The organism is Rhizobium aouanii (assembly GCF_037002925.1).
GTDB classification, from domain to species: Bacteria; Pseudomonadota; Alphaproteobacteria; order Rhizobiales; family Rhizobiaceae; genus Rhizobium; species Rhizobium aouanii.
In genome coordinates this window covers 13,483-36,167 of record NZ_JBAMYD010000005.1, presented here as the reverse complement: position 1 = coordinate 36,167, position 22,685 = coordinate 13,483, and the positions used below count along the sequence as shown (strand labels likewise).

Here is a 22,685-nt window from a genome sequence, read left to right as displayed (position 1 = left end):
TACCGCGCCAGGCACATGGCTTTTCTCAAGTTTTTATGTGAAACCATCGAGTTAGCCATGCCCTCGAAGGCACGACCTCAATTCGTGACGGAAAAAGTGGAACGCAAAGTCAATCTCAAGGATGTCGCGCGCGATGCGGACGTGTCGCTGAGCACAGCCTCGCACGCGCTCAACGGAACCGCACCGCTGACGATCGAGGTACGCGAAAGGGTGCTGGATTCGGCCAAACGCTTAGGCTACCTCGACCGCCGGAGGAAGAAGGCGACGATCGCGGCCTTGCGCGTCCTGCTTCTTGCGATTCCCGACGATGCCGCACCGGAGAGCGACCTCAACCTGGTGAGCTGGACGATCCTCAACGGTCTTCGCAGGGAGTGCGAGCGTCGCGGCATCAGGATCGTACCCTTTGTCAGCACCGGTCGGCGTATCGACGGCGCTCAGGTCAGGCAGATTGCACTCTCGGAACGTGCCGACGGCATCGTGGTCCTGAACGACGATCAGCCGGAACTGATCCGAAGCCTCGCCTCCCCTGATATGCCTGTTGTCATCGTCAACGGCGAAGATCCCGCCATGCTGGTCGATACGGTCACCCCCGAAAACCGTTTCGGAGCGCGGCTCGGCATCGAGCACCTGCTGGCGCTCGGGCATCGCCGCATCCTGCACCTGACCTGGAAGGGCCGCACGACGATCCAGCGCCGATATGACGGCTTTTCCGATGCCTATTTCGCCGCGCAGCTGCCGATGCCTGACGATATGATCGTCGAGGCCGAGGGATATGAGCCCAGGCACGGCGAGACTGCGATCAACGCGCTGCTCGACCGCGATCCCACGGTGAAAGGAGCGACCGCCGTCTTCTGCGCCGCCGATAATCTGGCGCTCGGCTGCCTGAAGGCACTGGCCGATCGCGACATACGCGTGCCGGAAGCGATATCAGTCCTCGGGTTCGACGATATCGTCCCCGGCGAATTCAGCCGGCCGCCGCTTTCGACGGTCAGCGTTCCCACAGACAGGCTCGGCGCTGCCGCCTTGGCGCTGATCGAACAGAGGCTGATCGCCAACGATCCGCAACGGCCGGCCCACCGCCTGGAACTTGGATGCCACCTTGTCCTGCGCGGCAGCATCGCGCCGCCGCGTTAGATGTCCTGGGCGTGATGCTGTATTCCGGCATTTCGTAGATGGAATTGGAGAGGTCCAGGCGATCAGTTGGAACCTCGGTGCCGGTCAGGATGCTTGTCACAAGATGGCCGACGAATGAGGGCTTTGGACAAAGACAAAAACCGAAACGCGCCGCATGAACCAGGTTCAATGCGACGCGCCTCAGCCGGGAGGAAGCCGTGGCATGGGTCGTTCGGCGATTGCGGGGAGGTCTATCTCCACGCCTCGCCGTTCACTTCATGCCTGTTCCGGCGATGCCCGTGGTGATGTACTTCTGCAGGAACAGGAACACGACGGTGACAGGCAGCAGGCTGAGGAACGTCATCGCCAGGATATAGTGCCACTGCACCGAGAACTCTCCCTGGAATGCGTTCAGGCCGACCTGCAGCGTGAAATTCTCACGGCTGTTGAGGACGATCAGCGGCCAGAGGAAGTCGTTCCAACGCCAGAGCACCGAAAATATCGCCAGCACCGCGAGTGCCGGCGCCGTCAGCGGCAGGATGATGCGCCAGAAGATGCAGAATTCGCTCGCCGCATCGACGCGCGCCGCCTCTATCAGTTCATCGGGTATGGTGAGCATGTATTGCCGCAGCAGGAAGACGGCCGTCGGAGAGGCGATCGTCGGCAGGATGACGCCCCAGAGATTGTCGGCAAGGCCGACCCCGACGATGACGAGATAGGCCGGCACCATGACGACCGCGAGCGGGATCATCAGCGTCGAGATGATGATGACGAAAACAGTCGTGTCGCCTGCAAACTTGTATTTCGACAGGGCGAAGGCCGCCATGGCGTTGACGATGAGCGTCAGCAGCGTTGCGACGAAGGTGACGAACACTGAATTCTTGAGGAAGGTCAAGAAGTTGAAGCGCGTCAGCGGATCGGAGTAATTCTGCGTGGCGACTGTCAGCTTCTGCACCGGCGTCATCCCCTTGACGTCGACGCTGACGGGTGGTCCCGGATTTGCGGGATCGACCATCTGGGCCTTGAGGCCGATGCGGCGGACCATGGCCATTTCACGTGGCTTACCGTCGACGGTGACCTGCCAGAGGCTGAGCGGCTTGTCGAAGCCGGGCACCGTCTGCTCGACGGCGGCCCGCGGAAGCAGCGTCGGCGGAAACCGGGTGATCTCGGCGGCCGGCTTCAGCGAGGAGAGGCCCGCCCAGAGGACCGGAAGCAACACCACGAAGGTTCCGCCGATCAGCCAGACCCATGACAATATGTCGGTTATATCGATTCGCCCGGCCCGGCGTATGCGCGTGAAAAAGCTGATCGGGTTCATCTCAGGACTCCATTCGCTTGCCGATGCGCAGCTGTATGAGGGTGAGAACCAGAAGCACCAACCCCATGAGAACCGATGCGGCGGAGGCCAGTCCGAAGAGGCGAAGATCGCTGCCGAATGCCATCTGGTAGATATATTGGACGATGAAGCTGTTGGCCGTGCCTGGACCGCCGCCATTGGTCAGAACCCAGGCCTCGTCGAAGATCTGGACGGACTTGATCATCAAAAGAATGAACACGACCAGCAGGTTCGGAGCAAGAAGGGGAAGCGTGATCCTGAAAAGCGTTCGGCGCGGCGAAGCGGCGTCGATCGAGGCAGCCTCGTAGAGCTCCTTCGGGATGGCCTGGAGGCCGGCGAGCAGAATGAGCGTGTAAAAGCCCATGTGAAACCAGACCGACACCACCACGACGAAGAAGCGCGACCAGCCGACGTCGAGCAGGAAGATTTCAGGGGGAACGCCGATCATCTGGAAGAAAGCGTTCAGCAGCCCGTTGCGATCGAGGAACCATTTCCAGATCAGGCCGATGACGACGGGTGACAGCAAGACGGGATAGAAGAACATCGCCCGGAAGAAGCCACGCGCGACGATCGCCCGGTTGAGGATCAGCGCCGTGATCAGCGCCACCAGTAATGTAGCGACGACATTGAAGGCCACGAACCAGAGCGTGTTCCACACAGCCGTCCAGAACAGCGATTCCTGGCAGGTTCCCGGCTGCAGATAATTGCCGCAGGAAAGCAGCGTGCGGAAATTGTCCAGGCCGACGAAGGGGCGCTCCGACACGAAAAGATTGGTTCCGCCGGTGAAGGCGTAACCGACCGCGATCGCGATCGGAAGGAACGTGAAGATAGCGAACAGAACGAGGTTCGGCGCCAGGAACAGCCATGGCATACGCTTGCGGCCGAAGATGCGCTCGATCACATTTATCGGAGCTTCGACCACCCTCATCGCCGTTTCCCCCGCCTGGGACAGCAATGCACCTGCCTTGAGCGCCGCCATGGTCAGCGCCTCCCCTGTCCGGGCCGCCGGGCAAAAGCCAAGCCGCTTTCGGGATCGAACAGATGAACCCGCCCCGGGGCGGCATCGATCAGGATGTGATCACCAGGGGCCGGCGCGAAATGGCCGGCCTCATGAATGATGATCTGCTCGTCATACCCTGCAAGGTTGCCATAGACATAGGTCTCGGTGCCGAGTCCCTCGTGATACTGGACAATGAACGGCAGGCCTTGCTCGCTGGAGCGTGAAAAATGCGCGGGCCGAATGCCGGCGAGAACGGCCTGTCCGACCGCAATGCCGGCGGGATCGACATCGCTGACGACCTTACCACCATTGCCGACATCGATGACGACACCGCTTTCCTCGATGCCAGCGACCTTGCCCTTGATGATGTTCATCCGCGGCGAGCCGAGGAAGCCCGCGACGAAGAGATTGCGCGGGCTGTCGAACAGGTCCAGCGGCGCTCCGACCTGCTCGACCCGCCCGGCGCGCAGCACGACGATCTTGTCGGCCATCGTCATCGCCTCGACCTGGTCATGCGTGACATAGATCATCGTCGTCTTGATGTCGCGGTGGAGCTTGGTGATCTCGGCCCGGGTCTGGACGCGCAGCGCCGCATCGAGATTGGAAAGCGGTTCGTCGAAGAGAAAAATGTCGGGTTCGCGCACGATGGCCCGGCCGATCGCCACGCGCTGGCGCTGGCCGCCCGAAAGCTGCTTCGGACGCCGGTCCAGATAGGGTTCGATCGCCAGCATCCTGGCAGCTTCGGCAATCCGCGCCTCGATCTCGGCGCGTTTGAACTTCAGGTTCTCCAGGCCGAAAGCGAGGTTCTTGCGAACGCTCATATGCGGATAGAGCGCGTAGGATTGGAAGACCATTGCAATCTTGCGCTCGGCCGGCGAGAGTGCGCTGACGTCGCGGCCCCCGATCGCGATTGCGCCCTCTGTGACCTCTTCCAGGCCGGCAATGACACGCAGCAGGGTCGACTTGCCGCAACCCGACGGACCGACAAAGACGACGAACTCGCCGTCTTGGATATCGAGTTCGACGTCATGCAGGACTTTGACCGAGCCATACGACTTGTTGACGTTGGAAAGTTTCAGTTCTGCCATGTCCCACTCCCATCAGGTGCCGCCGTTTCGAAGACGGCGTCGTTTTTGTTCCAGCCTTGCGGCAGCGGTGTCGGCCTCGTGATCCGCACCTCATTCATCGAGATCCCGGTAACCCCCGCCACGTAGACGGCCGGCATTCCTCCCGGATAGTGCTCAAGACCAATCACCCGGCCGTCCGACCCGCGGGTCCAGGCATTCGCACGGCCGCCGCCATCGGCTTTCGGGGAAAGGTCCGCGTTCGTCGGACGCAGGTCGTAGGATCGCGCCGTGCCAAGCTGCCCAGGCTGCTGATCAATGGCGATGCGCGTCAGCGACGCGTTCCTGATGCCGGCCGACGAGGTCGAAATGACGGTGATCGCCCCCTCCATCCGACCGGTTATGTCCTCGACGATGAGATTTTCGATGGCGCCTGCCGTGCGCTCCGCGACACGATCGACGACATTGACCGTCAGTGCCTCCCCCGAGCCCCAGAAACCATCGGGGGTCTCGCGGCACTCTACCGCAATTCGCGAAAACCTTACGTTCGATATCCGGCCGCCGTCGCGGGAAAATATGCCGAGCGCCCTGTTGGAGGATGAGACGCTGCAATCCTCGAACACGACATTGGTGACGTCGCCGTGCGTTTCCGTGCCGATCTTCAGCGCACAGCTGAGGCTCTGAACGGAGCATCGGCGGATAAGAATATTCTCGCACCGCCCGATGGCGACACGATCAGGACTGATACTCGTCTTCAGACATACGCCGTCGTCGGCCGTCGATATCCTGCAGTCCTCGATGACGGCGCCGCGGCAGGCATCCAGCACGATGCCGTCGGTATTGGGAAGGCGGCGGCCGTTGTCGATTGTCACGTTCCGGACCGTAACATCGGTGCAGTTGACGAAGTGCAGCGTCCACATCGGCGAGCGGCTGATATGGACGGAGCTGATCTCGACCTCGTCGCAGCCCTCGAAGACGACGACGCGGGGACGAAATTCGGCCGGGATGAAGGTTCCGACAGTCTCGTCGTCTCCGATGATGAAGCTCTCGCAGCCGGCTTCGATGCGCCCTTCCCCCGTCAAGCTTATCCGCCGCGCATGCTTGGCGACGATCATGCCGCGGTCCGATTTTTCCGCGATCACCGAAACGCTGGTATGCGCGTAGGCCGCGTAATCGGGAACCGGACGCAGGATGGCGCCGGCGGCAAGATGCAAATCGACACCGGAGCACAGCCGCAGCCCCCGGCAGATGTGGATGCCAGCCAGGAGCTCCAAGCGTCCGCCGCCGGAAGCAGAAAGATGATCGATCGCCGCCTGCAGGCGGTCGGTATTGTCGCCGTCGAGCGCCTCGATTGTGACGAGGGAGGCGACACTCATTGGCGACGGCCGTTCTCGAGAAAGACTTCCGTCAGGAGCAGCATCGTCAGCGCCTGGCCGTAAGGCGTCGGCACGTTGGGGATGCGCCGGTAGAAATCGAGGTCATGGCCCATCGGCGTGCCGTCCGAGACGCCGTGGACGACGCCTTCCTCGTCGATCTGCGCCAGCACGGCCGCAAGCGCGCGCTCGGCATAGGCCCTGTCGTCCTTGTCGAGAATGCCGGCATCGATGGCGCGCAATATGCCGTAGGCAATGCCTGCCGTGGCGGAGGTTTCCAGCGGCGAGGACGGATCGTCCAGAAGCGTCGTGAACATACCGTCCGGCCGCTGGTATGCCTTGAGCGAACGCACCTGGCTGACCAGGACATTCGAAAGAAACCGGCGGTCCTTCTCGGCGAGCGTCGGCACGAGATCGAAGAGCTCGGGGATCGCGACGGTGATCCAGGCATTGCCGCGCGCCCAGAAGGCATTGGCGAAATTGTGCCGGCCGTTGAAGGTCCAGCCGTGATACCAGAGGCCGCTCACCGGATCGGAGAGATAGCGGGTGTGGAGCACGAACTGATAGACGGCCTCGTCGATCCATTCGCTGCGCTCGCAGAGCACGCCGGCCCGGGCGAGAAACAGGCAGGCCATGAACAGGGTGTCGTCCCATAGTTCGCCGTCATTGAGGCGCTCCTTGACGACGTGCTGAAAGCCGCCATCCTCGGTCTTCGGCAGTTCCTTGACGAGCCATTCGGCCCAGTCCTCGACGAGCGCGCGAAAATCGGGACGGTCGACATGCTGGACAAGGATCGCCAGCGGCAGCATCGGCGCCGTGCTGTTGATCTGGCGCGGCGGCAGTCCGCGTTCGATCTGGGCGCCGTACCAGGCGACGAGATCCTGCAGCGCTTTCTGGTCGTTGGCGGAAATGGCGCGCCGCAGGAAGCCGTAGAGACCGACGCCGACTTCCCAGTCCCATTCGTCGAACTGGATTCCGGAGGCGGAATTTCCGGTCACGAGACCTTCCTTGATGCCTCTGAGCCGGCTGAAAGCCGTTGCCACGCGATCGATCGTCGTCAGGAGGGCGGCGTTATCGACAGATGCTGTGTTCATGCGGGAAACCTATTGTTTTAGGAGTAGAACGGCCCGTCAGTGCCGGCATGAGGTGCGGCGCTGTCGTGTGTGAGGATCGGGTGCGGCTGATCGTGGGTGAATGGCCTCGCCTCGCCGCCGATCGACAGACCGTCGGCATAGGAAAGAGAAAGCACCGGGCCGCCCGGCGGCGTCAGGGAAAGACGCCGAAGCGCGGGATCGAAGAGAACCGCCGTCTGGCACAGGCGTTCGATGAACGCCTTGAAAGCGTCGCCGTTGCCGCATCCAATGATGGCGGCCCAGCCGCACAACGGCCCGTGGGAGCGCACCTCACGGCCGTCGGTCGGGCCATCGGCAATCAGTTCCAGAGTGTTCGACGCCCAGAGGGCGGAAAATCCCCTGCCCGACCGGGCAATCAGCCATTTGTCTTCGATGATGAGGTCGTCCAGCCCGTCGCGGCCGATATAGGCGTGCGTCCATGCATGGCGTGCGGCGCTTGTATCCTCGATCAGGAGGGCGACGTCGCGATGCTGGGCGACGCGCGGCAGGATGCCGTTGCCGGCCCAATAGGACGGCCTTTGATTGCCCCAGGGATCGTCTTCGCCGGGATGATTGATCCAAAGTCTTGCCATCGGATGGCCGGCGAGCCTGATATCCAGAACGTGTTGCTGGTGTCCCTTCTGGCCGGTCTTGTGATCGACGACCGTCGAAAGCTGCGCCGCCTCGTTCTTGAACAGCACGAGTTTTCCGCTCTCCAGCCCCTGGCTGTAACGCGCTTCGACGCTTCTTCCTCGCGACAGCGAAGCAAGTTCGGCGAGATCGGCCGGGGGCTCGTAACTGCCGGCGCAGAACATCGGCAGTGCCGCGACGCCGTTGTTGAGCCACCCGGTTCCGAAGGCGACCTGGGCGAAGGGCGCCAGCTCAGTCAGCGGGCCGGCGCGCAGCTCCTTGTCGTAGGCGCGTCCCTGCGATCCTGCCGGAACGCCGCCGAGCGTGTGAAGGGCGATCATGCGGAAGATGAGATCGACCTGACTGCGGGCCCGATCGGCGATCTCGCTCTCCGCCCACCGCTCCAGCGCCAAGAGACCGATGAAATCGATCGGGTAATAGGCGGCCGAGTTCCACTCCGCCAACCCATGGGCTTCGACGCTGTCGAACCAGCGCCCGAGGCGCTCGCGGCCAAGTTCCGCCTGCTGCCGGCCTGTCCTGCCCGAGGCCGAAAACACCTCGTCGGGCAGAAGAAGTCCGGCCAGCAGCTGGCTCGTATGGAAGCAGAGTACATGGTTCTCGCTCCAGAACCACATTGCGTCGTTGCCCGGCTCATCGATCCAGTAGCGGTAGGAGAGAACGGAATGGCGGATGCGGTCGACCGTGGCCCTGGGCATCCGGTCGCCGTAGGCGCCGAGCAGCCACAACAGCGGCACCATGATGAAATCCGAGCAATCCTCCCGCGCGTCGATGGAGGCGAGCGTCGCGTCGATGATGCGGTCGAAGCTTTCCTGGTCGTGATGGCCGGTTTCCATCATCGCGATAAGCCGCCCGGCGCGGTTGGCGCCGAAGCGGGCGCTGTATTCCAGCGCCTGGCGCTTGCGCGCGGCAAGCGATGCCTCTGCCGGCAATGGCGAGATGCCGCTCATGAAGGCGGCATCGATGACGCGGGTGACCGAGCCAGGCCCGGAGCCGATCGTCATGTGGATGCCGTGATAACCGTCGGCAATGCCGCAGACGTCGTCGGCCGTGAGGCTGCTTTGATGGGTCTTGAGCGTCAGTCGGGAATGCGCGAGAACGGGCCGCTCGTGGCCATGGCCGACGACCTTGATCTCGACAGGCAAGTCGCGTTCGGGTGCCGTGCCGAAGATGATCTCCAGCGGCTGATTGACGAAGACGTCGCGGGCCGGACGAACGCCGCGCGCAAGGGCTTCCAGCTCGCGGACCTCATCCTGATCAAGCGATACAGGCAGCAGCACGCTAAGCGGCTCGCCGTCCAGCATCTCGAGCTCGAAGAACCACGTCGTGTCGCGCTCGGCGAGATCTTCGGTGTGGACGAGAATCTGGTTGTCGCCGGCGTCCAGCGCCAGCTTTATGTCGGTTGCGCTCTCGGTGTTGCGCTTGAAGGGTTCGAAGCGCACTGCCTCCTGTCCGTTGACCCATATGCGAACGCCGCCGCAGGTCTTCAGTCTGAGATTGAGCGCTCGCGCAGTCTCCGTCCTGAACGTGCCCTTCAGCCAGCGCCTGACATGCGTGGGCACATGCCAGAAGCCGGTAAACTCGACGCGGCGGTTCGAGCCGGGAAGATAGAGGCTTTCGGTCGGCCAGGACGTGTCGGGGATGAGCGCGCGGCCCACCATGGTCGACCAGAAGGCCTTGCGGCAGGGCAGGTCGCCGACATCGACGAAACCGTTGATGAAACGATAGTTCACGCGGTCTTCGGCCGGCGCGGGCTCGCCGGGAAAATAGCTGGCGATAAGGCCGGAAACGGCCCATGCCGTGATCGTCTGCCCCTCGGCCACGCTGTATGCTGGCGCCAACTCGTCCGGCTGCTTGATGCATTCCGTTTTCACAGACCGCCTCCTCCGCAATCCTATGAAAATATTTTCATTAGATTATTTGTGCGTACTATTTTTGCGAATTGCTCAAAAACATCGCTATTGCCGCAGAAAATAGCTTGACGGGGCGAATGTCAAGTATATGAAATTCATTTATCGATGGCTAACGCCGCGATTAATGAAAATATTTTCATGGGAGGATGAAAATGAAGACTTATCTTTCAGGAGCCCTCGCGCTGGCGCTGGCTACCGTTTCTTTCGCATGGGCCGGCGCGGCCATGGCGGAAACCCAGACGATCACCTTTCTGTTCACTGACGACGACCAGGCTTATGTCGAGCGGATGGAAGCGCTCAGCAAGGAATTCGAGACGGCGCATCCCGACATCAAGGTGAATTTCGTCTCGTCGGGTTATGACGCAGTCGCCAAGCAGCTGCCGGTACAGCTTGCCATCGGCGAAGGTCCTGACATCGCCAAGATCACCGACTGGCAGCTGGCGCCCTACTATCTCGACATGCGCCCCTTGATGAAAGACCCGGATGGCTTCGCCAAGCTGCATGGCGAGAGCCTGAACACGCTTCGCTTCCCGGGCGTCAACGATCCGAACTCGATCAACGGCTATGTCGCGTCGCAGACCTTCAACCTGCCCTTCGTCAACAAGACGCTCTTCGAACAGGCGAATGAACCGCTTCCGAAGCCGACAGCCACGCTGAAGGACATCGTCGAAGCCTCGGCGCGCGTCGCCAAGGCGACCGGCGCCCAGATCCCCTTCACGATGGACCGCTCGGGCCATCGCTTCTCCGGCGCCGCCTTCTCCTACGGCTCGAATTACGTCAAGGACGGCAAGTTCTCGTTCCCCGACGATGCCGCCAAGCGCTACATCACAGATCTCTACAACTGGACGAAGGACGGCTCTTTCCCCAAGGAAATGTGGGGTGCGGCCGGCGGAACCCAGTACAAGAACATGGGCGACGAATTCGTCAACGGCAATGTCGTGACCTATGTCGCCGGCAACTGGATGGTCAATCCGTTCCAGAAGAAGATCGGCGACGCCTTCGACTGGACGGCGATCAGCGCGCCCTGCGGCGATGCCGGTTGCTATGCGATGCCCGGCGGCACCGCGATCGTCGGCTTCAAGCGCACCAAGCATCCGGAGGCCGTCGCCGCCTTCATCGAGTTCCTTGGCTCGGAAAAGGTCCAGCGTGAAATCGCCGAAAACTACGTCATCCTGACCGGCGCCGACATCAAGGACCCGCAATACAAGCTCGAGAGCAAGAACGCCAAGGATGCCATGGCCGTCTTCCTCGCAAGCCGCAACAGCGCACCGAAGGCAGCCCGCGACCTGGAACGCCTCAAGGGCTCCTCCGCCATCTATCAGCTCATCGTCCAGCGGATGAGCCAGTTGATCGTCGGCGAGCTTTCCCTCGACGACACCTTCAAGGCGATGAGCGCGGACGTCGACAAGGTCAACGTGGCGCTCGCCGCCAACAAGTAACCGGCCGCGCCTGTCTCCCACAGATTGCGCGCTGCGTCAGCCACGGCCTCGCAACGGGCCGTGGCTGATCGTTTTTCGCCCCTGCCTGGCGTCCTCTCCGACACTTTAATCGGTTTCCAATTGTCGGCGATCTGAACCACACTACAACTGCCGCAAGGAAAGGTAGCGTCGCCAGTTCCGCGGCGCGATGCTGGGAACGGCGGCGACTGGCGAAGGTATGGTGACACGCGGTTCGAGAGAGGTTATAGGCGTTGTCAGCCTTCGCTGGCTCTCAGGCGCCATGGTCAAATCACATATGCCGGCGAGCCGGCTACATCCGGCGACCCAACGCTGCCTACCCTATAGAGGTGCATTTCCATGCCGATGGGCTCCGAGCATCCGCTGCGAAGGGAACTTCACAACGAGCTCCACGCGCGGCCGTCGCTTTACTTCGACGGCGACACGGATGTGTGGCATGTCGCCGTCGTCGGCGACAATGCCCCTCCTCAAATGCCCAATTCCCTGCCGGGACTGGAAGACGTCTCCACGACCCGCGAGGGCAACCACGGCATCGGCCGTTTCGGCGACGGCCGGCTGAAGTGGGAGGCGCATACCGAGTTTCTGACGCTGACCTTCATCGTCCCGGCATCGGCCGAACCCGGCAGCAATCCGCCGGAAGCCTTTCAGGCCTGCTGCCGTCAGATCGACGGAAAGGTCATCGCGGCGGTCCGAGTGCTCGTGCGGGACGAGAAGGACGGACAACGTCCGGAAAAACCGAAGCTGGATTATGTCGCCTCGCAGGTCGGCGGCGGCGATGCGGAAGTGCATTCGAACTTCCGGCTGACCGACAGCGGCTTCGTGGAATTCCTGTTCTTCAACCGCAACCTCAATGCCTATCGCACCGGCCGGATGGTCAGGCGTTTCCTGGAGATCGAGACATACCGGATGATGGCGCTGCTGGCGCTGCCGATGGCGCGCGAAACGGTGTCTAAACTCTCCGTCTTCGATCGGCGCCTCGACCTTCTGATCGCGCATATGCAGAGTGCGGTCAAAGTCGACAAGGCCCTGCTTTCCGAGGTCACCAAGCTCTCGTCGGATGTGCTCAATTTCTCCGCTCTCGCCCGTCACCGCTTCGGCGCGACGAAAGCCTATGCCGAGATCGTCGCGAGCAGATCGTCGGAGCTGCGCGAAGAGCGCGTCGAGCAGCGCCAGCGGATCGGCACCTTCATCGACCGGCGCTTTCAGCCGGCCGTCCGTGCGGTTCACGCCGCCGAACGCCGCCTCGATGAACTGGCCGAACGCGTGAGCCTGGCCGGAGACCTGCTTAGAACCACCGTGCAGGTTCAGCTCGAAGATCAGAACGCCTCGCTGCTGACGTCGATGGAAGAACGGGCGCGCATCCAGGTGCATATCCAGCAGGCGGTCGAAGGCTTCTCCGTCATCGCCATCACCTATTACACCGTCGGCCTCGCAAAAATCTGCCTCGAAAGCATTTCCGAACTGGGGGTCGATCCGCACGTGTCGAAGCTCGCCGTTCTCGGCGCCATCCCGCTCGTGCTTTTCGCCGTTTGGGCAGCAGTTCGTCACGTTCGCAAGAGCATTGCGGGCCACTCTCACGGTCCCGCATCAGAGAGCCACTGAGGCGACGCTGGCCGATGACCGCACGCCGCCGCCCTTTCGAGGCGGCGGCGTTTTCTTGGCTGCATCGACAGAACGTCAGGATGCCATCGCGTAATGGCGATGTTCCGATGACCGGCCGCTGCCCGTCCTGAACCGCCGCAGCAGCTCGGCAAGGCCTTCGGTCTCATGGGTCAGGCTTTGGGCGGCTGCCGTGGTCTCTTCGACCATAGCGGCGTTCTGCTGCGTCACCTTGTCCATCTGGTCGCCGGCAGCCGAGACCTCGCGCAGGCTCGTCGCCTGTTCGCGGGCGGCAGCGGCGATCTCGGCCACGGTCGCATTCATGGCGGTGACCTGCTCGACGATCTGTTCGAGTGAAAGGCCGGATTCACCCACCAGCTGGACACCGGTCTTGACCTGTGCCGAGGAGGTGGAGATCAGTTGCTTGATCTCCCTTGCCGCGTTGGCGGAGCGCTGGGCGAGCTCGCGGACTTCCTGGGCGACGACGGCAAAGCCCTTGCCCGCCTCGCCGGCGCGCGCCGCTTCCACGCCGGCATTCAGCGCCAGCAGGTTGGTCTGGAAGGCGATCTCGTCGATGACGCTGATGATATTGCCGATCTTGGACGACGAATTTTGAATTTCCGTCATCGCATCGATGGCGCGGGCAACGATCTCGCCGCCCTTTTCGGCATTGGTGCGAGCGGTTGCCACAACACCCTGGGCGCGGCTTGCACCCTCCGCCGTTCCGTTGACGCCGCGGGTCACTTCACCCAGCGCCGCGACGGTCTCCTCCAGCGAGGCTGCCTGCTGCTCGGTGCGGCGGGCGAGATCGTTGGAGGCGGTGGAGATTTCCGCAAGGCCAGAGCGGATGGTGCCGACCGCGCGAATGACGGAGTCGACCGCCTCTTCGAGGCTTGCGACCGAGTTGTTGAAATGATCCCGGATCCTGACATAGCGATGGTCGACTTCGCCGACGCGGACAGTGAGGTCGCCCTTCGAGAGTGCGTCCAGCCCGACAGAGATCTGGCGGAAGGCATGCTCCATCACCTGCGCGTCGCTGAGCCGCTCGGCCTCCTGGCGGAGCCGCTCTTCTTCGGCCGCCAGGCGGGCGCGTTCGGCATTGGCTTCGGCGATCAGCTTGGCGCGGCCCGTCTCTTGGAAAACCTTCAACGAACGCGCCATGGCCCCCAGCTCGTGGCGGTGCTCGACGCCGGTTATCACGATCCCTTCCTCACCACGGGCAAGCTGCTCCATGGACTGCGCCATCTTGCGCACCGCCGAGGAAATCAACCGGCCGACGAAATAGGAAAGGACGAGGCCGATGACGATCAGCAGCCCGCTGATGACCAGCGTCGTGCTGGTCGCGGAGGCAACCGTTGCGTCCACCGAACCATCAAGGGTCTTCTGCGCGCCCGTTACCGTCGCCTGCAGATCCTTAAAGCCGCCTGAGATTTTCGGTGCGAGCACGCTGAGCTGCGTCTGGCGGATGTTGCCCGAGGCCTGCAGCACGTCCTTCATGTCGCCGAGACGGGCGGTGTAATTCTGCATCAGCTGGCCGGCGCCCATCAGGCGCTTCTTCTGCAGCTCGTTCTTCGCGGCCTTGGCGGCGGCTTCGTTGAGCGTGACCGCTTCGGCCAGTGCTGCCTGCGCCGTGTCATAGGCCGCAAAATCGTTGGAATGGACGAAGCGCTCGGAGAAATAGAGACTGCGGTTCAGGGCCTCCAGCGTTGCCGCCGTCATCTGCAGCAGGGCCACGTCGTTCTGGCGCCAGGCGCTGCGCACGACGTCGTTGAGCGCGATGCTGGTCCAGGGACCGAATTCGGTGACCTTGGAGATCAAGGCATCGCGCCTGGCCTGAAGTGCCACGATCTCTTCGAAAGCCTTGCCATAGGCGGCAATGTCCTGGCGGATCGCCGCAAGGCCGGACTGCAGGTCCTTGTTGCCGGCAAAACGCGGGTCGTCGGCGTCAAACGCCTTCACGCCGGCGCGGAAGCGATCGACGACACCCTGCGTCGGCGTGGAGCGGAAGGCTTCCGCCGACATCTGAATCTCGTTCAGCTGGTCGCTGTAGTCCGAGATGGCGAGACTTTGGCCGGCCGTGGCGCGATAGGAAGAGAAGATCGAGGCGAGCCCGTTCATGCCGGAGATCGCGCTGACCGTGAGCAGGCTCATCAACAGGATCAGCGGCACGAAGCCGGAGGTGATCTGTGCGCGAATGCCGAATTTATTCCAGAAATGCAACATCATAGTCCTCTTATGCTCACTGGCTCTTCGGCAGATAGGTGGCAATGTTCTCAGGTGTGACGAGTTCGAAGGGAACGTTGTTTTCGCGCGGCACCTTCTCTTTGCGGATCAGCTTGACGGCAGCGTCGACAGCGGCAGCGCCCTGCCCGACGGCGCTCTGGAGAATGGTGACGTCGAGATCGCCGGCGACCATCGCGGCGAGCGCGTCGTCGGTCGCGTCGACGCCGGCGACGACGACATCTTTCATCGGCATGCCGGCCTTCTTCATGGCCCGGATCGCGCCGAGCGCCATCTCGTCATTATTGGCGATGACCGCGTCGAACTTGACGCCGGCCGACAGCCATTCCTGCATCTGCTGGTCGGCATAATCGCTCGACCAATAGGCGGCCTGCCGCTCAACGATCTGAAGGCCCTTGCAATCCGGGGTGGCGATGACGTCGGAGATGTCCCGGGTGCGGGCGCGGGCGGCCGCGTGGAAGGGTTCGCCCATCAGCACGACGACACGGCCTTTGCCTTTGAGGAGCGCGCAGACCTGCTTGGTCTCCAACGTTCCGGATTCCTTCTCGTTGGAGGCGACCACTACCTGATTATCCGGCAGGTCCAGTAGGTTGGAAGGAACATTGTTGATGTAGACCAGCGGAATACCGGCATCTGCCACCATCTTGGTCATTTGCGGCCCGAGATCGCCATCGGAAACTGCAAGGATGATGGCGTCGACCTTGTCGGCAATGAGCTTCTGCACCTGCTGCTTCTGGAGCTCGTTGTCGCCCTTGGCGCTTTCGGTGACGAGCTTGAGGCCCGATATCGTCTGTCCATGCGAGACGACGCCGTTCAGAAGTGCCGTTCTGAATTTGTCGAGATCGGACATCGAAACACCGATCGTCTGGGCATGGGCAGCAGAGATCGATATCGCCAAGGCGATGGATGCAAGCGTAGCCGTTTTCATGAATTCCCCTGCGCAATTCGAATATGAAGGGGTTATTTCAAATTTTGGTTAAATTTTACTTTTCGGCCAGGAGCAAAAGTTAACCGCGGGGATATGGTTGCGGCGGCACGAGAACCTTCTTCGGCGGCGATAGACCGGACTTGAAGCGCATCACAGCAAACTTGATGCGATGCGCTTAAATCTTTGTTCTTATGAAGATTAGCGCCCACCAAAGCCGGAGCTGACGGTGATTCCCTTGTAGATCACCCTCTGCAACACGATGGCCAGGATGACGCCGGGCACCATGGAGATCGTCGCACCGGCCATGATGTAATTCCACGCGGTGCCCTGCTGTGTCTGGAACAGGGTGAGCCCGAGCGGCAGCGTGGCCATTTCGACGCCGCTGGTGGCGATCAGCGGCCAGAGGAAACTCTTCCACTGCGCGATGAAGGTGAACAGCGCCAGCAGGCCGATGGCCGGCATGGCAAGTGGAACGATGACCGTGACCAGGATGCGCAGGCGCGAAGCCCCGTCCATCATCGCCGCCTCGTCGAGATCCTTGGGAATGCCGAGGATGAACTGCCGCAGCAGAAAGGTGCCGAAGGAGCTGAAGGCGACCGGCAGGATCATGCCGTGATAGGTGTTGATCCAGCCGAGCTTGCTGACGACGAGGAAGAGCGGGATGACCAACATCACCTGCGGGATCATCAGCGTGCTGAGATAGGTAAGCAGAAGCCCCTCCCGTCCGGGAAATCTCAGCCGGGCGAAGGCGTAGGCAGACAGGCAGGAGACTGCAATCACGATCGCCGTAACGCCACAGGCGACCACGAAGGAATTCAACAGGAAGGTTCCAAATGGCAGGGAAACCAGGGCTTCGACGAATGTTCCCCAATGATACTCCTCAGGGAAGATGCGGACCGGCACAGCCATCACCTCGGCATTGGAGCGCACCGCGTTCGACACCATCCAGAAGAAGGGGAAGAGGAAAAGCAGCGCGATCAGCGAAAGTGCCGTGTAGCTGACGAAGGTGCCGACGCGCCGCAATATGCGGTGACGACGCTGGGACACGGAATGCGGATGCCGCGAGGTCTGATCAATCGTCATAGTGCACCCATTTGCGCTGCATGTGGAATTGCAGGATGGTGAGCGCCATGATCATGACGAACATCACCCAGGCCAATGCGGAGGCATAGCCCATCTGGAAGTTGGAGAAGCCTTTCTGGTAGATGGCGAAACCGAGCGTGGCCGTCGCCGAGCCCGGGCCGCCGCGCGTCATGGCAAATATCTCGTCGAAGACCTGCAGCGAGGTAATCGCCGTCATAACAGTGCCAAAGAAGATGGTCGGCGAGATGAGCGGCAGGCGGATGCGCCAGAAGCGCTGCCAGGCGTTGGCGCCGTCGATCGTCGCCGCCTCGAGATAGTGCTTCGGCACCAGGTCGAGGGCGGCGTTGAACATCACGACATTATAGCCGACATTTGCCCACAAGGTGACAAGCACGACCGCCTGCATGGCCCAAGTCGAGCTCAGCAGGAAATTCGGCAGGCCGAGGCCGAGCGCGCGGATAATGGTGTCCGCCAGGCCGTCCGGCGTGAAGATCAGCAACCACACCACCGACGCCGCGATGGTCGGTGTAAAGGTCGGCAGGAAGAAGATCACCCGGAAGATCGCCTTGCCGCGCTTCAGGCTCGATATCCAGACCGCGAGCGTCAGCGAGACGATGATATTCAGCGCCAGATACTCGACGGCAAAGAACAGCGTGTTGCTCAATACGGTGTAGAAGGCCGGATCGACAGTGAAGAGCCTGATATAATTCTGAAAGCCGACGAAGGATGGCGTCGAGATCAGCTGCCAGTTGGTAAAGCTGAGCGCCAGCGACGCCACAATCGGCAAGGCCATGAAGACCATGAAGCCGAGGAAGCTCGGCAGCAGGAACAGCATGGCTGTCTGCGTCTCCGGCTTCAGGAAGCGCCGTGGTTGACCGGGTTGCAAGGGAACTTCGGCAACAGCGCTTTGCGACATGTCTTCCTCCATGCGCGGCTGGTCCTGCCGCAGCGAGAGCTGGCGCATGACCCGAAGACCGGAATGGATTTTCCGAAAGGATCAGACGCAGATTTCAAAGCAAGGCGCGTCCTGCCGGACGCGCTGGCTCTATTGCTGCGCGAGGCTCTGGATGGACTCCATCGTCTGCTTGGCGTCGACGCTACCGGCGAAAGCCGGCGGGAAATACTGGTTGAAGAGATTTTCCACCGCTGCCCAGTTGTTGGTGATCACGTAAGGCACGGAGTGCGCCAGGGAATAGTCGATGGCCTCGCCGCCGTTGGTGATGTCCTTGGCCGCCACCTTGTACCAGGCGGATTGCGACGCAGTGCGCGCCGGCAAGGCACGGCCCTGTTCCGCGAGATAGGACAAGGCTTCCGGGCTGGTCAGCACCTGGATCGCCTTCCAGGCCGCGTCCTTGTTCTTGCTCGTCGTGGAAATACCGAAGCCGGAGCCTGCGGTCACGGCCGAAAGTTCGCCCTCTTCGCGCGGCAGGGTGGTGAGGCCGATTTTGAACTTCGCCTGGCCCTTCATGCCGATGATCGACCAGGGGCCGTCGATATACATGGCGACGTTACCCGAATTGAACCGGCCCTGGACGACATCACCGGGATTCGCGCCACCTGATGGAACCAGCGGCGCGATCTTATCCTTGGCTGCAAAGCCGATCAGCCTGTCGGCGGCAGCAACTGCGCTCGTACTGGTCAAGTCAAGCTCGCCGGCGTCGTTGACGTATTTATCGCCCCAGGCCGCGGCCAGGACCGAATAGTTCGTCGGGGTGATGCCGAAGCCATACTTGCCGTCCTTCGTCAGCTTCTTGGCGGCATCGGTGAACTCGGCAAGCGTCCAGCCCGGCTTCGGCAGCGGAACGCCGGCGGCTTCGAGCGCGTCCTGGTTATAATAGATGACCCACGGACCAACGTCGTAAGGCAGACCGTAGAGCTGCTTGTCGACGGACATGCCTCCGATGATCGAGGGGGTGAAGGCACCGACGTCGAACTTATCGGCCTCGATCCGGTCATTCAGCGGCTCGAGCAGCGAATAGAAGTTCGGCATGCGCAGCGACTGCATGGAAACGATGTCGGCGAGCTGTCCCGAAGCCGCCAGCACCGGCAGCCGCGTCCAATAGTCGACCCAGCCCGTCGTCGTCAGCGTCACCTTGATGTCGGGATACTTGGCGGTCACCATCTCTGCCAGGTGCTGCCAACTCTTGGTGTCGGTTTCGGAGCCGGTCCACATCTGCCAGGTCAGATTGACCTGCTCGGCCGATGCGGCTGTGGCAAAAAGACTGCTGCCGATAGCGGCAAGCAAAAGCGTTTTCTTCAGAACCTTCATGGGTTTCTCCTCCCTCCATGAACGCAAAGGACACGCGGTGCGATCGAGCTCACGCCTTGAGGACGATCTCGATCACCGGGACGGTAACGTCAGGTTGCCGGACCGGCAGTTCGAGCGTGATCATGCCTTCCGGCACCATCACGCCGATGTTGGAATCCACTTCCTTCGTCTGGCTGAGCCAGCGCACTTCGCTGGCGTCATGCAGGAACTGCGCATAGGCGATCCTGTCGGCGAGACCTTCGATGTGGATGTGGCGATAAGGCCAATTGTAGACGTGCAGATAAAGACGGTTGCCGCGCTGGGTATAGCGGCAGCCGGCCGGCACCGGATAGTCGGACGGCCCCGCCCCATAGATGGAGCGCCCGTTGACGGCCATCCAGTTCTGGTAGACCTCCAGCGCAGCGATCGCGCGCGCATCGAGCGTGCCCCGGCCGGTCGGGCCAACATTCATCAGGAGGTTACCGCCGAGCGAGACGGAATCGATGAGCAGCTGGATGATCTGTTCCGGGCTCTTCCAGGTATCCTCGTCACGGTGATATCCCCAGGAACCGCTGAAGGTGTGGCAGGCTTCCCAGAGCACCCCCTGGCTGGCGATGGCGGGGGCCACGCGCGGCGTATATTGCTCCGGTGTCGTTACGTCGGGCAGGGTGCCGGGCGGCAGATCGAGGCGGTTGTTGACGATGATGCCGGGCTGCAGCTCGCGCACCAGATCGACCAGCCGCTCGCTCTCCCAGTCGCCGCGCCCCTTGCCGGGCAGGCCATGATATTCGCGCCCCGGATAGCTGAAATCGAACCAGATGATGTCGACGCGGCCGAAGCCGGTCAGAAGTTCGCGCACCTGTTCGCGCATATAGGCAGCGTAGTTGGCGATGTTACGGCCGGCATTCAGTGCCTTGGCGTCCGGATGATTGCGCAAGGGATGGTGAACGTCGATCGGGAAATCGGGATGCTGCCAGTCAAGCAGCGAATAGTAGAAGCCGATCTTCAGCCCTTCGGCACGGAAGGCGTCGACCAGCGGCGTGAGCAGATCCTTGCCACAGGGCGTGTTCGGCGCCTTGTAGTCCGTCACCTTGCTGTCCCAGAGGCAGAAACCCTCGTGATGCTTGGTCGTCACCACGACATATTTCATGCCGGCGAGACGTGCCCGGCGAGCCCATTCCTTGGGATCGTAGAGATCAGGATCGAAATTGTCGAAATAGCGCTGGTAATGCTCGTCGGTCAGCTCTTCCCGGTTCTTCAACCACTCGTGCCGGGCGCCCAGCGCATAGAGGCCCCAATGAATGAACATGCCCAGGCGATCGTGGCTGAACCAGGCGTGTTTGCCCGCCCCTCCCGACGCCGGATTTTCCGGCTGGCGTTCCGAACTCATCACAGGTTTCTCCTCCCTGTTTTCCGGTCCAACATCATATCGAACCGGTTCGGTAAATGATCATCTCGCCTGATCTGATGTCTGTCAAGCCGAAATTCGCGATCGAAAGATCACTGAGGCAAACCCTATGAAACAGGTTGATTTGAAGCATGAATGTTGCGCCGATCAATAAAATCGGACATAACAAGGCATTAGAACCGGTTCGACAGAAATGACCACGATACGAGACGTAGCGCGCCTTGCGGGGGTTTCCATCTCGACCGTCTCGCTCGCGCTCAACAGCCCGAAGCGGGTCGGCGCCGAGACGCTCGACCGCATTCAGCAGGCGATAAAATCGACCGGTTACCGCATCGACCCGGTGGCCCAGACGCTGGCGCGCGGACGCAGCTCGCTGATCGGTTTCGTTTCGGCCAATCTCGGCAACATGTTCTTCGGCGACATCCGTCGAGAGATCGAGCACCAGGCGCTTGACCACGGCTATTTCGTCCTGATCGCCGACTCCTCCGGCAGGGCCGATCTCGAGCGAGCGCTGTTGGAGCGGCTGGAGGCGCAGAAGATCGCCGGCATTGCGCTGGCGGCAAACGGGCGCGGCGAGGAGTACGCCACGTTCCTGCGCGACTTCAAGACCCCGATCGTGATGTTCGACCAGAAGCTGGAAGGCGCCGAGCGCGATTTTGTCGGCTCCGACAACCCGCTGACCACCACCATCCTGACGGAACATCTGCTGCAGCTCGGCCACCGGCGCATCGGCTTCATCTCCGGGCCGAGTGGCCTGCACACCGCCGACGAGCGCCTGAAGGGCTTCATCAACACGATGGCCGGCGCCGGCGTGGACATCGATCCTTCGCTGGTGGTCGAAGGTGGCTACACCAGAACCGGCGGCCATGCGCAGGCGATGCGCCTGCTCACCCGCCGCGATCGGCCGACCGCCATCATCGGAGCCAACAACATGACGGGCCTCGCAGCGCTGCAGGTGATGCAGGAGATGGGCTTCCGCTGCCCTGACGACGTATCGCTGGCGATGGTCGACGACGTGCCCTGGAGCAATGTCATCACCCCTCGCATCACCATGGTGGTGCAGGATGCGCAGAAGCTCGGGGAATTGGCGGCCCAGCGCCTCCTGGCAAGAATAGCAAGCCCGGAGGCTGCCGCAGCACCCCCGCAGGATTTTATCCTGACGCCGAAGTTCGTGCGCGGGGAGTCGACCAAGCGGTTGTGAGTGTTTCTCCAGATCCGCACACCTATGCCAAAGCCGCGTCGAAAGACGCCAGCGCGGTGCCGGATTCCGCTGGTTGGCCCTTGTCCATTGAAAGGTGGGCAAATTTGTCATACATGTGTGATGAATCGTGAATTCGCAGTGCCGCGCGTTTGAGCGGCATTCGGATCAAGAGCCGATGCGGGGGTCAGGCGTGGCTATGCAGATGAAGGATCGCAGCAAAGGCTCCGGCTCGCTGGTCTCACAGGTTGGCGAAAGTCTCCGGCAAGCCATATTGAGCGGCCAGTATTCTGCTGGCGACAAGCTTCCGAGCGAGCACGAACTGACCGAAACGCATAGCGTCAGCCGCACCGTCGTGCGCGAGGCAGTGGCAGCACTTCGCTCTGACGGGCTTGTCGAGGTGCGCCAGGGGGCTGGGATTTTCGTACTCGGCGCCGATCCGGCGCTCTCCGCGCGGAAAGTCGACAAAGCCCGCGTCGCCTCCGATCTCGAGGTACTCGAGATCAGAACACCTGTCGAAATCGAGGCGGCGGGCCTTGCAGCCTTGCGCCGCTCCCCGGCACAGGAGGAGGCGATATTTGAATGTCATCGCAAAATCCTCCAGTGCATCGAGAGCGATCAATCCATTCGCGATGCGGATCTCGAGCTCCATGCCGCGATCGCGGAGGCCACGAACAATCCGCTGTTCAGGCAGTTCCTGGAGTCGCAGGGCTCGGCGATCATCCCGCAGTCGAGGCTCGTCCCGGAATCAAGGACGGCCGAACAGACCGCCTATCGAAAGCTGATCCACAAGGAGCACGAGGCAATCGTCGTCGCCATTTCGGACAGAGACGACCAGGCCGCCCGCAACGCCATGCGCGACCATCTGGTCGGCAGCCAGGCCAGGTACCGCAACCTGCTAAGAGATCTGCGAAGCTTTACGAGCTGACATCCTAACCGGAATTGCGTGGAAGTCGGACCGATT

17 protein-coding genes are annotated in these 22,685 nt (G+C 61.9%); 5 read left to right on the top strand and 12 right to left on the bottom strand.

Going from position 1 to position 22,685, the window contains the following annotated elements; all coding sequences use genetic code 11:
* Window positions 1-57: 57 nt before the first annotated feature.
* Complete coding sequence (locus V8P77_RS10250) at window positions 58-1,134, top strand: LacI family DNA-binding transcriptional regulator (RefSeq protein WP_335912272.1); 1,077 nt, start codon at window positions 58-60, stop codon at window positions 1,132-1,134.
* A gap of 250 nt (window positions 1,135-1,384) precedes the next feature.
* Here V8P77_RS10250 and V8P77_RS10245 read toward each other — a convergent pair whose 3' ends face one another.
* From V8P77_RS10245 to V8P77_RS10220, 6 genes are read right to left on the bottom strand one after another with little or no spacing between them, the layout of a single operon-like run.
* On the bottom strand, window positions 1,385-2,431 hold the full coding sequence (locus tag V8P77_RS10245) for a carbohydrate ABC transporter permease (protein ID WP_335912270.1): 1,047 nt from the start codon (window positions 2,429-2,431) through the stop codon (window positions 1,385-1,387).
* A 1-nt stretch (window position 2,432) separates the two neighbouring features.
* Window positions 2,433-3,428 carry a carbohydrate ABC transporter permease gene (locus V8P77_RS10240; protein WP_128406876.1) on the bottom strand — a complete coding sequence of 332 codons (996 nt, stop codon included), beginning with the start codon at window positions 3,426-3,428 and terminating at the stop codon, window positions 2,433-2,435.
* 2 nt (window positions 3,429-3,430) lie between these two features.
* Window positions 3,431-4,537, bottom strand: coding sequence for an ABC transporter ATP-binding protein (locus V8P77_RS10235; RefSeq protein ID WP_335912266.1), 1,107 nt, complete (start codon window positions 4,535-4,537; stop codon window positions 3,431-3,433).
* Window positions 4,525-5,889 (bottom strand): polygalacturonase PglB, encoded by a 1,365-nt coding sequence (pglB, locus tag V8P77_RS10230; RefSeq protein WP_335912264.1) that lies wholly within the window; start codon window positions 5,887-5,889, stop codon window positions 4,525-4,527. The genes V8P77_RS10235 and pglB overlap by 13 nt, the downstream gene beginning before the upstream one ends.
* On the bottom strand, window positions 5,886-6,980 hold the full coding sequence (gene bglB / locus V8P77_RS10225; RefSeq protein ID WP_335912262.1) for a beta-galactosidase BglB: 1,095 nt from the start codon (window positions 6,978-6,980) through the stop codon (window positions 5,886-5,888). The genes pglB and bglB overlap by 4 nt, the downstream gene beginning before the upstream one ends.
* A gap of 17 nt (window positions 6,981-6,997) precedes the next feature.
* Entirely contained in the window at window positions 6,998-9,520 is a 2,523-nt protein-coding gene (locus tag V8P77_RS10220; RefSeq protein WP_335912260.1) for a hypothetical protein, read from the bottom strand.
* Window positions 9,521-9,711: 191 nt separating this feature from the next.
* On the opposite strand from V8P77_RS10220, the gene V8P77_RS10215 reads away from it, so the two are divergent.
* Window positions 9,712-10,998, top strand: coding sequence for an ABC transporter substrate-binding protein (locus V8P77_RS10215; RefSeq protein ID WP_335912259.1), 1,287 nt, complete (start codon window positions 9,712-9,714; stop codon window positions 10,996-10,998).
* Between the two features lie 357 nt (window positions 10,999-11,355).
* Window positions 11,356-12,618 (top strand): DUF3422 domain-containing protein, encoded by a 1,263-nt coding sequence (locus V8P77_RS10210; protein WP_335912258.1) that lies wholly within the window; start codon window positions 11,356-11,358, stop codon window positions 12,616-12,618.
* A 75-nt stretch (window positions 12,619-12,693) separates the two neighbouring features.
* Here the strand turns inward: V8P77_RS10210 and V8P77_RS10205 are convergent, their stop codons facing one another.
* From V8P77_RS10205 to V8P77_RS10180, 6 genes are all read right to left on the bottom strand, one after another.
* Window positions 12,694-14,838, bottom strand: coding sequence for a methyl-accepting chemotaxis protein (locus V8P77_RS10205; RefSeq protein ID WP_335912256.1), 2,145 nt, complete (start codon window positions 14,836-14,838; stop codon window positions 12,694-12,696).
* A gap of 16 nt (window positions 14,839-14,854) precedes the next feature.
* On the bottom strand, window positions 14,855-15,784 hold the full coding sequence (locus tag V8P77_RS10200) for a substrate-binding domain-containing protein (RefSeq protein ID WP_335912254.1): 930 nt from the start codon (window positions 15,782-15,784) through the stop codon (window positions 14,855-14,857).
* 198 nt (window positions 15,785-15,982) lie between these two features.
* On the bottom strand, window positions 15,983-16,867 hold the full coding sequence (locus tag V8P77_RS10195; RefSeq protein ID WP_077976876.1) for a carbohydrate ABC transporter permease: 885 nt from the start codon (window positions 16,865-16,867) through the stop codon (window positions 15,983-15,985).
* Window positions 16,857-17,831: a carbohydrate ABC transporter permease gene (locus tag V8P77_RS10190; RefSeq protein WP_183594545.1), complete on the bottom strand. Its 975-nt coding sequence runs from the start codon at window positions 17,829-17,831 to the stop codon at window positions 16,857-16,859. Before V8P77_RS10190 ends, V8P77_RS10195 begins: the two co-directional genes overlap by 11 nt.
* A gap of 81 nt (window positions 17,832-17,912) precedes the next feature.
* Window positions 17,913-19,136 (bottom strand): ABC transporter substrate-binding protein, encoded by a 1,224-nt coding sequence (locus V8P77_RS10185; RefSeq protein WP_335912247.1) that lies wholly within the window; start codon window positions 19,134-19,136, stop codon window positions 17,913-17,915.
* A 49-nt stretch (window positions 19,137-19,185) separates the two neighbouring features.
* Complete coding sequence (locus V8P77_RS10180) at window positions 19,186-20,508, bottom strand: alpha-L-fucosidase (RefSeq protein WP_335912246.1); 1,323 nt, start codon at window positions 20,506-20,508, stop codon at window positions 19,186-19,188.
* A 208-nt stretch (window positions 20,509-20,716) separates the two neighbouring features.
* Between V8P77_RS10180 and V8P77_RS10175 the strand changes: the two genes are divergently transcribed.
* The gene (locus V8P77_RS10175; protein ID WP_316030493.1) at window positions 20,717-21,724 is read left to right on the top strand and encodes a LacI family DNA-binding transcriptional regulator; all 1,008 of its coding nucleotides are present in this window, start codon (window positions 20,717-20,719) and stop codon (window positions 21,722-21,724) included.
* 196 nt (window positions 21,725-21,920) lie between these two features.
* Entirely contained in the window at window positions 21,921-22,649 is a 729-nt protein-coding gene (locus V8P77_RS10170; protein ID WP_080664651.1) for a FadR/GntR family transcriptional regulator, read from the top strand.
* Window positions 22,650-22,685: the final 36 nt, after the last annotated feature.

Coding starts and splice junctions, on each gene's coding strand:
- V8P77_RS10250 (WP_335912272.1), top strand. CDS start 58: ATGCCCTCGAAGGCACGACCTCAATTCGTGACGGAAAAAGTGGAACGC.
- V8P77_RS10205 (WP_335912256.1), bottom strand. CDS start 14,838: ATGTTGCATTTCTGGAATAAATTCGGCATTCGCGCACAGATCACCTCC.
- V8P77_RS10190 (WP_183594545.1), bottom strand. CDS start 17,831: ATGCGCCAGCTCTCGCTGCGGCAGGACCAGCCGCGCATGGAGGAAGAC.
- V8P77_RS10215 (WP_335912259.1), top strand. CDS start 9,712: ATGAAGACTTATCTTTCAGGAGCCCTCGCGCTGGCGCTGGCTACCGTT.
- pglB (WP_335912264.1), bottom strand. CDS start 5,889: ATGAGTGTCGCCTCCCTCGTCACAATCGAGGCGCTCGACGGCGACAAT.
- V8P77_RS10240 (WP_128406876.1), bottom strand. CDS start 3,428: ATGGCGGCGCTCAAGGCAGGTGCATTGCTGTCCCAGGCGGGGGAAACG.
- V8P77_RS10175 (WP_316030493.1), top strand. CDS start 20,717: ATGACCACGATACGAGACGTAGCGCGCCTTGCGGGGGTTTCCATCTCG.
- V8P77_RS10210 (WP_335912258.1), top strand. CDS start 11,356: ATGCCGATGGGCTCCGAGCATCCGCTGCGAAGGGAACTTCACAACGAG.
- V8P77_RS10185 (WP_335912247.1), bottom strand. CDS start 19,136: ATGAAGGTTCTGAAGAAAACGCTTTTGCTTGCCGCTATCGGCAGCAGT.
- V8P77_RS10200 (WP_335912254.1), bottom strand. CDS start 15,784: ATGAAAACGGCTACGCTTGCATCCATCGCCTTGGCGATATCGATCTCT.
- V8P77_RS10235 (WP_335912266.1), bottom strand. CDS start 4,537: ATGGCAGAACTGAAACTTTCCAACGTCAACAAGTCGTATGGCTCGGTC.
- bglB (WP_335912262.1), bottom strand. CDS start 6,980: ATGAACACAGCATCTGTCGATAACGCCGCCCTCCTGACGACGATCGAT.
- V8P77_RS10245 (WP_335912270.1), bottom strand. CDS start 2,431: ATGAACCCGATCAGCTTTTTCACGCGCATACGCCGGGCCGGGCGAATC.
- V8P77_RS10170 (WP_080664651.1), top strand. CDS start 21,921: ATGCAGATGAAGGATCGCAGCAAAGGCTCCGGCTCGCTGGTCTCACAG.
- V8P77_RS10195 (WP_077976876.1), bottom strand. CDS start 16,867: ATGACGATTGATCAGACCTCGCGGCATCCGCATTCCGTGTCCCAGCGT.